The 13,257-nt window shown below is 60.5% G+C and carries 12 protein-coding genes; 1 reads left to right on the top strand and 11 read right to left on the bottom strand.

Features of this window, described 5'->3' with window-relative positions; all coding sequences use genetic code 11:
• Nucleotides 1–18 precede the first annotated feature (18 nt).
• Genes AB6809_RS27650 through AB6809_RS27610 form a run of 9 tightly spaced genes read right to left on the bottom strand, consistent with a single transcriptional unit; the run spans nt 19 to nt 9,895 of the window.
• A complete protein-coding gene (locus tag AB6809_RS27650; protein ID WP_371027568.1) occupies nt 19–537 on the bottom strand; it encodes a hypothetical protein in 519 nt (172 codons plus the stop codon).
• 9 nt (nt 538–546) lie between these two features.
• Nucleotides 547–2,418, bottom strand: coding sequence for a conjugative transfer system coupling protein TraD (gene traD, locus AB6809_RS27645; protein ID WP_371027567.1), 1,872 nt, complete (start codon nt 2,416–2,418; stop codon nt 547–549).
• Nucleotides 2,415–3,863: a TraI domain-containing protein gene (locus AB6809_RS27640; RefSeq protein WP_371027566.1), complete on the bottom strand. Its 1,449-nt coding sequence runs from the start codon at nt 3,861–3,863 to the stop codon at nt 2,415–2,417. The genes traD and AB6809_RS27640 overlap by 4 nt, the downstream gene beginning before the upstream one ends.
• Nucleotides 3,860–4,906: a type IV secretion system protein gene (locus AB6809_RS27635; protein WP_371027565.1), complete on the bottom strand. Its 1,047-nt coding sequence runs from the start codon at nt 4,904–4,906 to the stop codon at nt 3,860–3,862. Before AB6809_RS27635 ends, AB6809_RS27640 begins: the two co-directional genes overlap by 4 nt.
• A 17-nt stretch (nt 4,907–4,923) precedes the next feature.
• The gene (locus AB6809_RS27630; RefSeq protein WP_371027564.1) at nt 4,924–5,658 is read right to left on the bottom strand and encodes a type VI secretion protein; all 735 of its coding nucleotides are present in this window, start codon (nt 5,656–5,658) and stop codon (nt 4,924–4,926) included.
• A gap of 17 nt (nt 5,659–5,675) precedes the next feature.
• On the bottom strand, nt 5,676–8,138 hold the full coding sequence (locus AB6809_RS27625; protein WP_371027563.1) for a VirB4 family type IV secretion system protein: 2,463 nt from the start codon (nt 8,136–8,138) through the stop codon (nt 5,676–5,678).
• Nucleotides 8,132–8,443 (bottom strand): VirB3 family type IV secretion system protein, encoded by a 312-nt coding sequence (locus AB6809_RS27620; protein ID WP_371027562.1) that lies wholly within the window; start codon nt 8,441–8,443, stop codon nt 8,132–8,134. The genes AB6809_RS27625 and AB6809_RS27620 overlap by 7 nt, the downstream gene beginning before the upstream one ends.
• Entirely contained in the window at nt 8,436–8,828 is a 393-nt protein-coding gene (locus AB6809_RS27615) for a conjugal transfer protein TrbC (RefSeq protein ID WP_214880057.1), read from the bottom strand. Before AB6809_RS27615 ends, AB6809_RS27620 begins: the two co-directional genes overlap by 8 nt.
• Before the next feature lie 17 nt (nt 8,829–8,845).
• Nucleotides 8,846–9,895: a CpaF family protein gene (locus AB6809_RS27610; RefSeq protein WP_371027561.1), complete on the bottom strand. Its 1,050-nt coding sequence runs from the start codon at nt 9,893–9,895 to the stop codon at nt 8,846–8,848.
• A 253-nt stretch (nt 9,896–10,148) separates the two neighbouring features.
• Between AB6809_RS27610 and AB6809_RS27605 the strand changes: the two genes are divergently transcribed.
• The gene (locus tag AB6809_RS27605; RefSeq protein WP_371027560.1) at nt 10,149–10,616 is read left to right on the top strand and encodes a hypothetical protein; all 468 of its coding nucleotides are present in this window, start codon (nt 10,149–10,151) and stop codon (nt 10,614–10,616) included.
• A 346-nt stretch (nt 10,617–10,962) separates the two neighbouring features.
• Here AB6809_RS27605 and AB6809_RS27600 read toward each other — a convergent pair whose 3' ends face one another.
• The gene (locus AB6809_RS27600; protein WP_371027559.1) at nt 10,963–12,237 is read right to left on the bottom strand and encodes a VWA-like domain-containing protein; all 1,275 of its coding nucleotides are present in this window, start codon (nt 12,235–12,237) and stop codon (nt 10,963–10,965) included.
• A gap of 7 nt (nt 12,238–12,244) precedes the next feature.
• On the bottom strand, nt 12,245–13,171 hold the full coding sequence (locus AB6809_RS27595; RefSeq protein ID WP_371027558.1) for a hypothetical protein: 927 nt from the start codon (nt 13,169–13,171) through the stop codon (nt 12,245–12,247).
• Nucleotides 13,172–13,257 lie beyond the last annotated feature (86 nt).

The following is a 13,257-nucleotide window of genomic DNA, read 5'->3' as shown; positions in this document are numbered from 1 at the left end:
CGCCGAGCGACGTCCGGGTCAACCCGCGACAGCTTCGCTATCAGGAAAAGTGTGGGCGACATCATAGTCCTCGAAATAGAGCCTGAAATGCTCGCCGGTCAGTGCGCGAGCGGCTAACTGAAAGGCAGCTGACCGCTGCGTGATGGACTCCGGGCATTGCTCGTTGACCATTTCGGTGCCGAGCGCCACATGCCTCGCCTCGAACTGAGTGACCGGCTCAAGCATCGGCGGCCATACGTGATACCGCTCGCCGTCGCGGGCGACGTACCGGCGCGCGTAAAGCAGATGCGCGCCCGCGAACAGACCCTGCATGAATGCAATATGCGGATTCCCGGTCTTTCGCGTCCGTTTGTACGCCGCGAGGCCACTGTCGAGCATCTCCTTGACGAGCGGCTCCGACTCGCCGATGAACTTCTCCCCGATGAAATCGGCCACACGTGCGCAGGCGAGCTCAAGCTCCGGCGCCACCGTGAATACCGGGACGAGGCGGGACGACAGCTTGTAGTCGCGGATGATTTTTTTGAATACGGCAGACATGCGTTTTGGTTAGCCTTGAAGGATTGGAATACGTCCCTGATACACAGCTGCGCCCGAGATGCGCATGAAGTACTGCAGGTTCGGAAGTTTATGTATCAGGCCAGTGGGAATCAGAGGAGCCTTCTCCAGTTGTAGCGAACGGGAAACCCCGCCGGTGAATTCACCGATGTGGGCCTCACTGCCGGTGCTCGTGCTGCCAGTGATCGTCATGTTCCGAATGGCGGTTTCACCGACCTTGTCCGAGAACCACTGCGCCGTATCACTGTCCTCCAAGCGTAGAATGATCTGGTTGTTCAGATTGCCCAAAACCTGCAACATCTTGGCCGCATTTCCAAGGCGAGCCTCCAGGTCCGCCCGGGCCTGGAAGGCGACGAACGCCTTGAAGCCGGCGCCCCGCCCCTTGTTCAATATCTGGATCACCTGTTCGTTGATCGCCTCCGCGATTTCATCGATGATGAGGACCACCTCGGGTGGCGAATCGTAGAAGTTATAGATCGAGCCGCACACTGCTGCGACGTCGGACAGGATCATCGATGCGATCGCCTTCTGCACGATGTTGTTCGATAGCGAATCCAGGCCCATATAGAGGACGGCCTTCTGCTTGATGATCTTGTCGATATCCCAGATCTCGCGCTCGTCGTCGAAGTCGTCGGCCTTTGGCGCGAGCATCAATCCGGTCTCGCCGGTAGCGAGCATCTGCAGCAGGGGAAGGGCCGACGCAATGATGCGCATGTAGTGCTCGCGGTCGTGCACGTGCGTCGCGATCAATCCGTCGATCGCTTCATGACCGCGCTCATGCGCCGCAAACCGCGCGGTGTACAGCGCGATCATCGCGTCGATCGGCCCGGCGCCGTTGTTGCGCGCGCCCTGGCGAGTCGTTTCCGTTGCGACCTGCTCTTCCCAGTCTGATAGCCCCTGCTCCACGAAAAAGCGCCTCAGGCTTTTCTCAAGCAGTGTGGTGATTCCCGACTGCGCATACTTAAGGATGGAGCGCAAAGTCGGCTTGTCGCCGATGTAAAGTTCGCCCTTCACAGCACGGTCGATAAACAGGAACGCAAAGTCGCGGAATGGCCCCTCTTCCATCAACTGCGCGATCCGGCTCGGAATTTCTGAGGGCTGCGACCAGTTCTCGATTGGATTCAGGCGGATCGACTCCGACGGCTTGGCCTGATTGAAGTACAGAAACTTGCGGCCGGATCGTGCGCACTCCTTCTCGACCCGGCGCTTCCACTCGGCGTCGTTCTTCGGGTCCACGATGATCAGCACGTCGCCCAGGTGAATGACCTGCGTGGAGATCACCTCGTATGTGCGCGTCTTGCCGGCACCGGTCGTGCCGCCCACCAGGGTGTGGCCGCCCATCGCCTTGTAGTGGAACGGAACGAGCGCCTTCTTCGGTTCCATGCCGTGTATCCACGAAGAACCCTGAGGCATGACGTCGCGAATACTGTCTTTGGGAGCGAAGATGCCCTCGATCGCTTCCTCGATCCTGCGGCCCGTCTTTGTCTTGTTCAGCCATCGCGGCAGGCCCGGTATGTCAGTCGTCGGCATGCGCAGGATGTCGTGCGCGATCTGGCAATGCTTCTGGGTCCATTCGTAGCCGATGCCCAGGTACATGGAGTTCGCCTCTTCGCGCATGCGCTTCTGGACCTGCAGCAGCCTGGGCACCTGCAGCGTAGTGAGCCACTTGGTCGAAATCGCCATGCGGAACTTCAGCGCGCTCCAGATCTGCAGGGAGCGCACCAGCAGGAACGAGAGACCAACGAGCATGAATGCCCACGCGTACGGCATACCGGAAATCGGCAGCAAAACGCACGCAGCGAGCCAGAAGACAGCCGCGCGGAACTCGTATATCGGTCGGAAGTGGTTGATGTAACTGGTCACGCCGATCGCTCCAGAATAAGCTGGCCCGCCCGAGGGGCAAGGGTAATGTCAGTAGCGCCATCTGCAACCATCAGACTTCGCTTGCGCATGTGCTCAACGAGCGTGCTCGACGCCAGCCCATAACTACCAATAAGGCGCTTGCCAATCACCAGGCCCTTGTCGTTCCACTCGACCTTGGCTGAACCCGCGACGACGTCTTCCCGCAGTGCGACGAACAGTTCGCGAACGGAGTTGGGCAGGCCCTTGAGTACGTCGTCAAACCCCGCTGGCGCTTCGGGCTTTTCGCGCGCGTCCCCCGCTCGAGGAGTCGCGCGCATTCCGGCCGGGTCCACCGGCTTCTGCTCTGGCGCTGTGGCCGGGTCCGCCTCCCGCGTGATACCGATGGCTTCATGCAACGACTGCGCGCGCGCCGCGTGAGAAGAGGTGGCGATGCGCTCAGCCGACGGGCCTGCCGGTCGGGCTGGAGATGCACCTTCGGCCGCGTGCATCGGAGTTGGCGCGGCGGCCGCCTCGAACGGCAAAGGCGACGCAGACGGCTCCTCGACGGTCGCGTCCCCCGCTGCCGGCCCCTGCGGCGCAGCTTTCGGTACTGAGGTCGCGGCTGACGGTGCTGGCGATGGTGACGGTGACGGCGACGGTGATGGTGATGGTGATGGTGATGGGGACGGCGAGGACGGCGCGGGCGCCGGCGCAACAACCGGCTGCAGTTCAGCAGCAACCTGTACGGCCGACGGAACGGTATAGCTCACCGGCGCGAACACGCCGCGCTGCGCCTTCCGGTCTGACTCGTCCGCAACGTTGACGGCCTCACGCACCACCTTGTGCAAAAGCGTCTCGATGCCTTGCGGCTGTGGAACTGGATTGATCGCGCCGAACGTCTCCGCGAGCACTTCGCCATCGAGCCCGGCAAGCAGCTGTGAACCGATCAGCACCTGCGCAAGCATGCCCGTGCGCATCCGCTCGACAGGCAACGGAGCCGGCCGGACCACGATCCGGTAAGGCGAATTTCCCAGCCACGCCTCAAGGCCGCCGTGAATCGACGGATTCCACTCCACCCGGTCAGTGTCGCGCAAAATCTGGAGATGCCGGTAGGGCTCATCCAGCCTCGAACACGTTGCGCAGAGGAATACTGCGTAGTTGTACTGCGGCTCTATCCGCCTGCGCTGTTCCGAAGGCAGGTTCGTACCGAACTTGCGCCCGCTGGCGAGCCTCATCGCGAAGAAGGCCGTTTCGATGGTGCAGCGAAACGCCCCGCCGGCGTCATGGTAAAGCTGCGGGCTGAGCGGGAGCGTGGAGAACCACGCCGCACAGCCGCGCAGCACCGAAAGCCATTTGCGGTCGAACTCACCCCTGTTCGGCTCGTTGGCGCACTGCGTGATCAGGTCAATACGTCGCTGGTGCTGTTCCAGCAGTGCTGCCGCGCCGGTTGCCGTGGGCCCGTTCATGGCATCAACCCTCCGGTAAGCGCCCGGCCGACCTTGCCGACCATCGCGCCGCTCGCGTTCGCGCCACCGCCAAACATACCCGCGATCTTTGGAATCTCGAACGACACCAGGAACACGAAGATGGCGAGGTCGAACACGTAGCCACTTGCCCCGGTAGTCGTCAAGCCTTTACCGGCGGCATCCTGAACCGCCTCAATCAGGCTATGGGTTACGAGGCGCATCAGGATCGCGGCAACGACGACGTACATGCCGGCGCTGATCATGAAGTCGAGCCACGTCTTGAAGTAGCCCCGCGTGAAAGACGAGAAGCCAAGGGCGAACGCTATCTGACCCATGACAACGCCGCACGCGAACTGCAGCTGGCCGAGGTTGATAAAGAAAACGAATACGACGGCGGTAACAGACAGGACAAGCCATGCGAACAGCAGCGGCACAACCGCGATAAGCACCCCGAAAATCGCGGTCCACCCGGCGCCGGAAAAGGCCTTCACGACCGCATCGAGGATCTGCCCCGCCGCATTGCCAATGATACTGAGCGAGCTCGACATGTCGGCGCCGCTGATGGTGTTCGCCAGCGTGAGGAACCATTTGTAAAACCCCGGCCCGAACTGCGAAAACTCAATATAGAACGATGCAAAAATTCCGAGGATGCCGACCTCTTCGAAGACTGCCAGCCATGCCATCACCGGATCTCTCGTCGCTGCGAAGCGGACAGCGGCCAGTACAAGCGTGATAACGCCAAGCCCTCCTGCGAACTTGTCCGCCTCCGGCTTGATCTGCTCGCTGATTGCCACGGCTGTGTTCATCACCGACGAGAACAGCGCTGTGATCCGGTCCATCGCCTGCTTGCTGCCTGCTGCAAACTCCCCCGGCTTGACATATGAACTCGCATTTGTCGTCGCAGTGCTGCCCGACGAGTTGCCGGGGACGACCGTGCCGTCGGGAAGTACCTGAGGATCATCGGCGAATGCCGCCGCCGGCGCGCAGAGCAGCAGCACAGGAAGCAATATGGCGGCGATGATGCGCCTAAATTCATGCCACATGGTCGGGCCCGTCCGTCCTAGAATCCGTAAGCCGCACGCTCGGCTTCCTGCTGCTCGAGGAACGCCTTCGCGGATGCCGCCTTGTTCTTGTCATCCGCGTTAGACGCCGATTCCTGCTGTGCCTCCTTCTGCTGCTTCCCTGCGGCCAGTTGGAGCATGTCGCTCATCTGGCTTGAGACGATGTCGAGGTAGTGCGTGGTCAGTTCCGCGGTTGCCTGGGCGGTCGGAGTCAGCGCCATCTGGGACTGCAGATCCTGGCGGCGTTTGGCGAGCGTCTGGATATGCGTCATCACGCTGTTGCCCGTCTGCAGAAGCTGGGTCGCCTGTTTGTCGCGCTGGTTGTACAGCGAAGCCATGTCGGCAAACCACTGGGCATTTGACTTGCCCGATCGCGAGATCAGCGACTGGACATGGTTCAGCCATTGACCGCCGTCCTGAAGGTCGCCATAGAGATCCGTCGCGGTGCTGGCAAGCTGTTTGTACTTGTCGATGTCACCCGTGATCTGATCGTACTGCGCTTTCATCGCGGTGGGATCGAGGTTGGTCGCCTGCAACAGCTGGTTTGCCATCATCTGGTACTGGTAGGCAATATTGCTGTCCTGGTAGACCTCGGTCTTGATCGACTTCAAGGCCGTAATGGTGTTCTGGATCAGGTTGGTCGGATCGATGACCGTCAACTGCGCATAAGCGGCCTGTGAAGCGAAAAACGTCAGGCCGACGGCCGCGGCCAAGCGTACAAATAGTTTTTTCATGGTTGGTCCCCTTCGGGTCAGTCGAGTGTCATCATTTCTGCGAGGTAATTCTGTTTCCAGTTCTGCGCACCGGACTTGAAGTGCTTGTCCAGCACCGCCTGTGCACGCCCATCGGACCGAAGCACAGCGAGCGTTTCTTTCGGGAAGCTCGCCTGAAGCATTCGGGTCTGGGTCGGCGTCACCCACAGGTAATCGCGGTTCGGCACGGCGTTGGCCACCATGTCGATCTGGCTCAGCGTGAGACCGAACTTGTCGCGGTAGAGATGCAGGTTGTTCTTCGCGTCCGGGTTCGGCAGATAGAGGATGTTCGGGATGTTTTCCTTCAACACCTCAAAGTCGGCGATTCGCGCGACCTGGGCGAGCGACTGTGTCGCCATCATCAAGGTTGCGTTCAGCTTCCGGATGGTCACAGCCCACACTTCCAGCCGTTTGTAGAAGCGCTCGTTCTGGAAGAAGAATCCGGCCTCCTCCACCTCGATCACGGTGTAGCGCTTGCCATCGAGCCACTGCGCGATCCGGTAGAACGCGTAGTCCATGAAGAGCGCGGCCGCGACCGGGAAATTGTTGAACAGGTCACCCATCTCGATTGAGATGTCATCGGACAGTTCGAATGCGTCTTCGGCGTGGTCAAAAAACCGGCCGTTCTTCTCGCCCTGTGTCCACACAGCGAGCCGGTCGCGCAGCTCGATGGAAAGCAGCGTATTCAGGAATGACAGCGTCCAGAGTTCGGGACCGTAGCCGTCCCCGAGCGTCACCACCGCGTCGAAGATCTCCCGCTCCTGCAGCTTCGTGCAACGGAACGTGTCGTCTTCGATCGCCATCTGCACCCACTCGGCGACATACGGATAGTGTTTCTTGTCGTGCAGCAGGGACAGTGGATTGACCGACGTGGCCGCCTCAAAACGTCCTGTCGCGTCGATGAAGCGCCCGCCGGCGAGCACGGTCGGAATACGTGTGGAGCGGTCCTTGTCGAAGCGAACGCGCCGTGCACCGTGGCGTCCAGTCTGCGACATCAGGAAGTTGAGCATGATCGACTTGCCCATGCCGATCGGGCCCAGCACGAGCAGATGTGATGCGCCGCCAGGAATGTGCAGATTCACGCGCTGTAGCGTCTTGTGACGCGTCGGGAGCATGGTGAGCGGACCTGTGCGCCGGCCGGACTGCTGGGTCAGCCATGCGTTCACGTCGCTGCCTTCGGCCACGCTGCGAACCGGTGCAATATCCGACACCGTCGCGGTCTCGACGAACTGCAACCGCCGCTGCTGGTCCCATCGGCCGGGCATGGTGGAGGCCCATGCCGCAAAGAGATTGTCCCGCTCTATGATGACGCCGAAGCCGGCGTTACCGATCCGACCTATGACCTCACGAGTCGCGTCCTCGCATTCCTGGACAGTGTTGCCGTAGACGACCACCGACACATTGGCGAAACCGAATTGCTGGCCCTCGGCCTGTATCTTCGCGAGAGCGTTTTCCGCCTCCTCGGCGAGCGTCTCCCGTCCCTTGTCGTTCTTCTGTTCTTCCTTTGCAAAATACGCCTTGACCATCGCCCACGGGTTGAACGCGGCCATCTTGTAGAACTTGCGGATCGTGTCGACGTACCCGCTCGCCTTGCTCGTATCGAGGAAGCGGAACATCACGCAAACGTCCAGCTCCGCATCGACCTCGCCTAACACGTCAAGCGCCGCCTCCTGGAATCCCATCCATTCCTTGACGGCCACGATCTTGGCAAAGCGCTTTCCGTACGCCGATTCGAACATCAGCATTTCGGCGCCGATCGTGATCTCGCTCTCGGTCAGGTGAGAATCGAGCATCGTCACCGGATATCGAACGCGCCGCGGCGGCACGGAGGGATTCGCCGACTGATGCAGGAAGGCCAGTGCCGTCTGGAGCGAGAGCCGCTTCATCCTGAGTCGCGTAACACCGCCCCTGAATGCGTCGAGAACACCCTCAAAGCGCTTGATGTCGGACGTCAACCGTTCGAGATCGAACACAAACGCGCTGCGGGCGAGCAGCGAATCCTTCAAGGCTTCGATCATGGCAATCAGGATCGACTTGCCGCCCACCGTCATGTGATAGGCGATCTTGTCGAACACCCGGTTCACGCCGGTTTCGGGCGTAAAGGCGAGCGCGAGGGAATGGGAGTTGCGGAAGTACTTGCCGCTGCCCACATGCCTGCGGTTGATTTCATCGATGTGCGCATCGATGTCGGAGTTGAACTCGCCGTCTATCTTTCCCTGAACGCGCCTGTGAGCAAGCCTCCACCACGCCGTAACACGATGGTCGAAGTTCTTGCAGGCGTGGTCGAGGTTGTCGCGCGCAGCCGAGATATCGCCCACATTTGGCGTGTCTGCATCGACGCCTTCGAAGTCAAAGACGGCAAGCAGCGAGCCATCCTTGTCGAGGATAAGTTCGGGCGTCACCATCGTGGCCCAGGGAGCGACCTCCTGGATTGACCGGACAGCGAGTCTCTTCTTCAGCATGGGAGATCCTGATCGAACCCATAGGGGCGTTTGAACCGTGCCGACGACTTCGACGAGGGCCACGGCCGATAGACATCCGCGTAGCGGTTATAGACGAGCATGACCTGCCGCCACCATGGATCGCGCTGGCTCTTCCAGCGCAGGAGCCAGTGCACCCCGATACCAACGACAAGAAATGTGGGGGTCATGCTGGCGTAACAGAGCAGCACGGTCATCGTGCCGTTGGCAATCGCGAGTCCGCGGTCGGCGCCGCCCATCTGGCGGGGCAGCGAAAGACCGCGGCTGACCTTTGTCGGCTTACGCACAGGTGTAGCTGATGTGGAAATGGTTTTTCATGATTGGTACCGCGCATGCGGCGATGCCAATGCCGACGAAACATGTAGAAATCACCTTGACGATCGTGCTTTCAGAACTGCCGATAGCGACCGCGGCGAGGATAATCACCACGCAGCCAATGACGAAGAGCCACGGACCGCTGATATACGCGGAGATCAGGCAGATAGCGTCGGTTGCGGACCCCAGGTCGTCCAGACTCACCGCCGATGCAAACGGCGCAAATCCCGCGAGGACGGCGGCGACCAGGGTGGTGCGCAGTTCGCGGCGCGTCAGGAATCTGGACCAGATGAACTGACGCATCGCGTCCACACGCGAGCGAGCGGCCGCGAAAAACTGTGAGACGTACTTCTTCATGCAATGACTCCGGTAAGTTAAAAAACGCGATTGAGGATGTAATCCCCGTTCTGAAAGCCCTTGATCTCGACGATCTCGGATACGTGGCGCAACTCGCCTGTGCGGCGAAGATGAATGACGTAATGGAAGCAGTCCGCGATAGCCTTGCGCATGTCCGAGAGCTCCCAGCGACTACCCGTCGGAATACCCAGCATGGCGAGGCTCTCAAGCCGGCTCAGCCCACCGCGGGCGTCGTTGGAGTGGATGGACCCGAGGCCACCGTCGTGGCCGGTGCTCAGCGCCTGGATGAAGTCGTACGCTTCGCCGCCACGCACCTCACCAACGATGATGCGATCGGGTCTGAACCGCAGGCAAAGTGCAACGAGTGCCTGGGTCGTGACACCTTTGTCCGGATTCGACAGCAGGCGCACCAGGTTCGGCACGCGCAGCTTCAGTTCCATGGTGTCTTCGATGCTGATGACGCGCTCGTCGGCCGGTATATCCGCACCTAGCGCGTTGAGAAACGTCGTCTTACCTGTCGAGGTGCCGCCCGCGACAAGGATGTTCTTGCGCCGGATGACAAGCTGGCGGACCGCTTCCATGAGCGCTTCGTTTTCGATGCCGGGATGAAAGAGGTCGTCGTCGTTGCGCTGGGTGCGTGCATGAACGCGGGAGAACGCCCCCATCGCGACGTAGTCCTGCAGGGAGAGGTTCGACTCGCGGTGCTTTCGGATCGACAGCGCATGGCCGTCGATCGCGGTCGGCCTCATCACGGCGGCGATACGCAGGCCCTTGTGACCCGCGTTGATGATGCCCTGTGAGGTTCCTGCACGCGCTGACTTCTCGACGGACGCGGCCAACGACAGGATCGCGCCATTGAGCGTCGCCTGGTTAAGAACCAGAGGGAGCCGATGCATGGCCCCGCGCCGCTCGACCCAGACGCTGTCGAAATTGTTGATCATGATTTCGGCAACATCGGGCGCTTCGAACTGTTCACGCAACGGAAGAACAGACTCGAAGAACATCCGCACCGCGCTCTCCTCGAGCGGGCGCACCTTGAGCAGGGGATTTTCGGTATCGTGAGACATGCTGCTATTGTTCAGACTGCCTGATTGCGCGGCGCTCGGAAAGAAGCATGAAATGAGACAGCTTTCGCGCGCGGCGAGCTTTCGTCGCTGAACAACCATAGACTTCCACGGGCGTACGCCCCGGCCCGCGCTCGGACGAGCCGGCTCACGGTCTTAAGTCAGAAAGACCCCCATAATCGTGTAGCTTTTGACTCCCTTGCGAACGGAATCGTCTGTATGGAATCCGACTTCGCACCGTTTAATGATCCGCTTGATGACCAGAAACATTCACTACTCGCGACGCCCACAGGTGACCAACGCGCGCCGGGGCAAGACGCTGTTACTGCCAATGCCTCGCGCGGCGGCGGATGAACTCTCTCTTCAGATCCACCTTGCGCTCGATGCCATGCGGCGTGGAAAAGGGAATGTGAACACCGCCCAGACGCTGTGCCAGGCGATGATTCTCGTTGGTCTGTTAGCCGATTTGGGGTACGGCCACGCAACTGTCGGACAGATGCGTAGCGCCGAGGCAGTTATCTCTGCGGCATTCGATCGCGGGCGCGACTCGGGCGTCTGGCAGCTCGACGACAACGGTTTCACGCAGTTCGCCATAATCGCGACCATGTACGACGAGCAGCTTCGGCGCGCACCCATGTCAGCAATGGCCGAGGCGAGCAACCGTCTTGACCGGTTCCGTGAGGGCGAGCCGTTTGGAGCGCTCGCTTCTCCGCAACGCCAGTAAGTCACCGATCCAAGCGCAACGGTAGCAGGTCGTTCGTTAACGTTCATATGCGGTCGGGGACCTCGCAAATTGTTGCGCGACGCGGATTAATGTTCTCTTTTTTCCTGTTAATATCGATGTCTGTTACGCAACGTGTAAAAGGACCGTGAGCCGGCTCACGGTCCTCGCGAAGGCCTGAAGCCTTCTTTCCCTTGCCCAGCAAGGCTTTCAAGCTGGCGCTCCCCGCGAGTGACCTTGTAATTTATGGAACCGGCTCGGAACGCCGGGTTAGCGATCGTTCTGGGCGAAAAAAAACCCGGCTGCAGCAGCCGGGTTGGGTTCAAGAGAATGGGCAAACAACAAGCCCCTAGCAGATAACTTCAACCGTTTCACCGAATGGCGCCTTCTTTGCCCGCTTAAGCGGCGTGGTCGACGCCCAGAGAACGGGATACGACGGCGCTTCATCGGGGAAGCGGCCATCCATGTCGGTGAGATACACGAGAAACGCCGGATGAATGCCCTCTGCTGCGAGCCGCCTGAACGGCTCGACAAACGAAGTACCGCCACCGCCGCGAACGGGTTGCAGTTCGAAATCGACTGCGTCACCCCGCTCGAAGATCTGCATCTGTGTCACACGGGTATCGCAATCCATCACGATCAGCCGTCGCGGCCGCACGCCGTCATTCACAGCGACAATTTCCGCCGCGAACTGTGCCTGCGTCTCGTCCCATACCGAGCCGCTTGAATCGCGAACAAACACCGCGTCGCCTACCGCCGGTTCATGCAGCGAGGGCAGATACAACCCCAGGTGCAAATAACGCCGGTTCGGCATCAGGTAGCTGTAGTCCGTCGGTGACGATTCCTGCGCAAAGCGGTGCAGAATGGGTCGCCAGTCGACGGCAGGCTCAACCGCCTGGGCGATCATTCCCTGCAGCGCTCCCGGCATTCCGCCGCGCATCTGGGCCGCCTTCGCGGCCTGATGCACGGCAACCTTCCACTCGGCCTCCTGCCTTGCGCGATCGTCGGCGACATACTGACGAACCTCACCACACGAGAAAGCGGTGTCGTGAGAAGGCGGCGAAGCGCTGGGGTCAGGGTTTGCGGACGGTGTGTTCGCGCCGTTCGCGGATTGCGGCGGGCTGCTGCCTCCGTTCGGGACGCCCGGCTGAGAACCAGACTTCCCTGCTGGATTGCCACTATCCTGCTGCCCTTGACCCTGCTGCTCCTGCCGTTGCTTCTCCCTGTTCCGCTTCTCCTGCGCGAGGATGCCGTAGATCTCTTCAGCGGACTTTCCGGTAAACCGGGCATCAATCAACACACCCTTGGGCAACTGCATGCCCGCATCGATGATGATCGGATTGATCGCGTAGTCACACGCGTCGTTCCAGAGATCCGGGTCGCGATCGCCCTGGCGCCAGCAGTGGCCGCCGGCCACGTGCAGTACTTCATGAGCCAGCACCCCGCGCGTCTGAAGATCGTTCAGTTGCGACAGATACGATGGGTTGTATCCGATCGAAACCGAATCGGTCCAGAACGTCTTGCACCACGGATCTTCGACCACCTTGAGCCGCAACGCCAGCGCCCCGAAAAACGGCTGGTCCAGCACAAGCGCGGTTCTCTGCTTCGAGATACGAGCGTCCATAGCCACCTCACGCGACCAGACGCAGAAGCGGCGTCTGCTCCTGAGTCACCGGCTCCTGATCGATCATCGGCTCCGGCGTGCTGCCCATGAACGCCGCCATCAGGCCTTCGATTTCCTGGGCCTTGGCGGCAACCTGCGAGCGCAGCACCCGCGACTCCTTCAGTTCCGCCCCGGTGTGCACGGCAAGGTGCTTCTTCGCCTGCTCGAGGATGTGCGTGAGCTTCGGATCGTTGCTGAAATTCAGCTTCGGCAGGAGCGCACACAGTTCGCGAACCTGATTGGTCACGTCCAGTCGCACATTGCCTTCAGCGTACAACCGGTCGGCAAGCTTCGAAGTGGCCTCGTAAAGGCGGCCGACCAGATCGTTGTTGGCCGCCGAGATACTGGCCAGAACGTGCTGGTCGATATCGGTGCGCAAAGCTGACAGAACGTCGTCGGGCAGATCGATACCAAACTGGCTCGCGTCCGGAAACGGAAGCACCGCCATCTTGATCCCGAACTTACCGGACATCTGCGCGAGGCTCGGATAGTCCGCCTCGTTGAACAGCCCGTTCAGCTCAGCACGTGCCTTTTCCTTCAGGTCCAGATAGTCCGTCAGGAAAACGGACACGGCCAGTTCGAACTCGTCCTTCAGCTTGCGCATCTGATCCGCGAAGTCCATATAGACCATCGTCGGCAGAAGGCGCACACCCAGTTGATCGTACTTGAGCGAGTGGTCGTAGTAGTACGAGCGGATGCGGTTGCCGATCGAAACCACCTCCCTGTAGCTCGGCGCATGTTCAGGCATCAGACGCTTGTTGAAACGGCCGATACCCTTCGTCTCGTGCGACTTCTCAACTTCTTCGGTCGCCTTGACGTCGAAACAGCGTGCCTGCCAGGTCGAGATCGTGACCGACGACAGCATGACTTTGGACTTGATATTGGTGATGTTCATGGAATGACTCCGACAGATAGATGAATGGATGAGGCAGAAATGAAAAAGCCACGGCGCGCGCGAAGCGGGCCGTGGCAAGGGACAAC

Origin of the sequence: Paraburkholderia sp. RCC_158 (assembly GCF_041355255.1) — a bacterium.
GTDB lineage: Bacteria > Pseudomonadota > Gammaproteobacteria > Burkholderiales > Burkholderiaceae > Paraburkholderia > Paraburkholderia graminis.
The sequence above is the reverse complement of the archived record's forward strand: the minus strand, read 5'-3'. Positions and strand labels throughout refer to the sequence as shown.

Bases quoted from the DNA above. Each gene is read 5' to 3' on its own strand.
- AB6809_RS27595 (WP_371027558.1), bottom strand. From the start codon at position 13,171: ATGAACATCACCAATATCAAGTCCAAAGTCATGCTGTCGTCGGTCACG.
- AB6809_RS27630 (WP_371027564.1), bottom strand. From the start codon at position 5,658: ATGAAAAAACTATTTGTACGCTTGGCCGCGGCCGTCGGCCTGACGTTT.
- AB6809_RS27615 (WP_214880057.1), bottom strand. From the start codon at position 8,828: ATGAAGAAGTACGTCTCACAGTTTTTCGCGGCCGCTCGCTCGCGTGTG.
- AB6809_RS27610 (WP_371027561.1), bottom strand. From the start codon at position 9,895: ATGTCTCACGATACCGAAAATCCCCTGCTCAAGGTGCGCCCGCTCGAG.
- AB6809_RS27625 (WP_371027563.1), bottom strand. From the start codon at position 8,138: ATGCTGAAGAAGAGACTCGCTGTCCGGTCAATCCAGGAGGTCGCTCCC.
- AB6809_RS27635 (WP_371027565.1), bottom strand. From the start codon at position 4,906: ATGTGGCATGAATTTAGGCGCATCATCGCCGCCATATTGCTTCCTGTG.
- AB6809_RS27605 (WP_371027560.1), top strand. From the start codon at position 10,149: ATGACCAGAAACATTCACTACTCGCGACGCCCACAGGTGACCAACGCG.
- AB6809_RS27600 (WP_371027559.1), bottom strand. From the start codon at position 12,237: ATGGACGCTCGTATCTCGAAGCAGAGAACCGCGCTTGTGCTGGACCAG.
- AB6809_RS27650 (WP_371027568.1), bottom strand. From the start codon at position 537: ATGTCTGCCGTATTCAAAAAAATCATCCGCGACTACAAGCTGTCGTCC.
- AB6809_RS27640 (WP_371027566.1), bottom strand. From the start codon at position 3,863: ATGAACGGGCCCACGGCAACCGGCGCGGCAGCACTGCTGGAACAGCAC.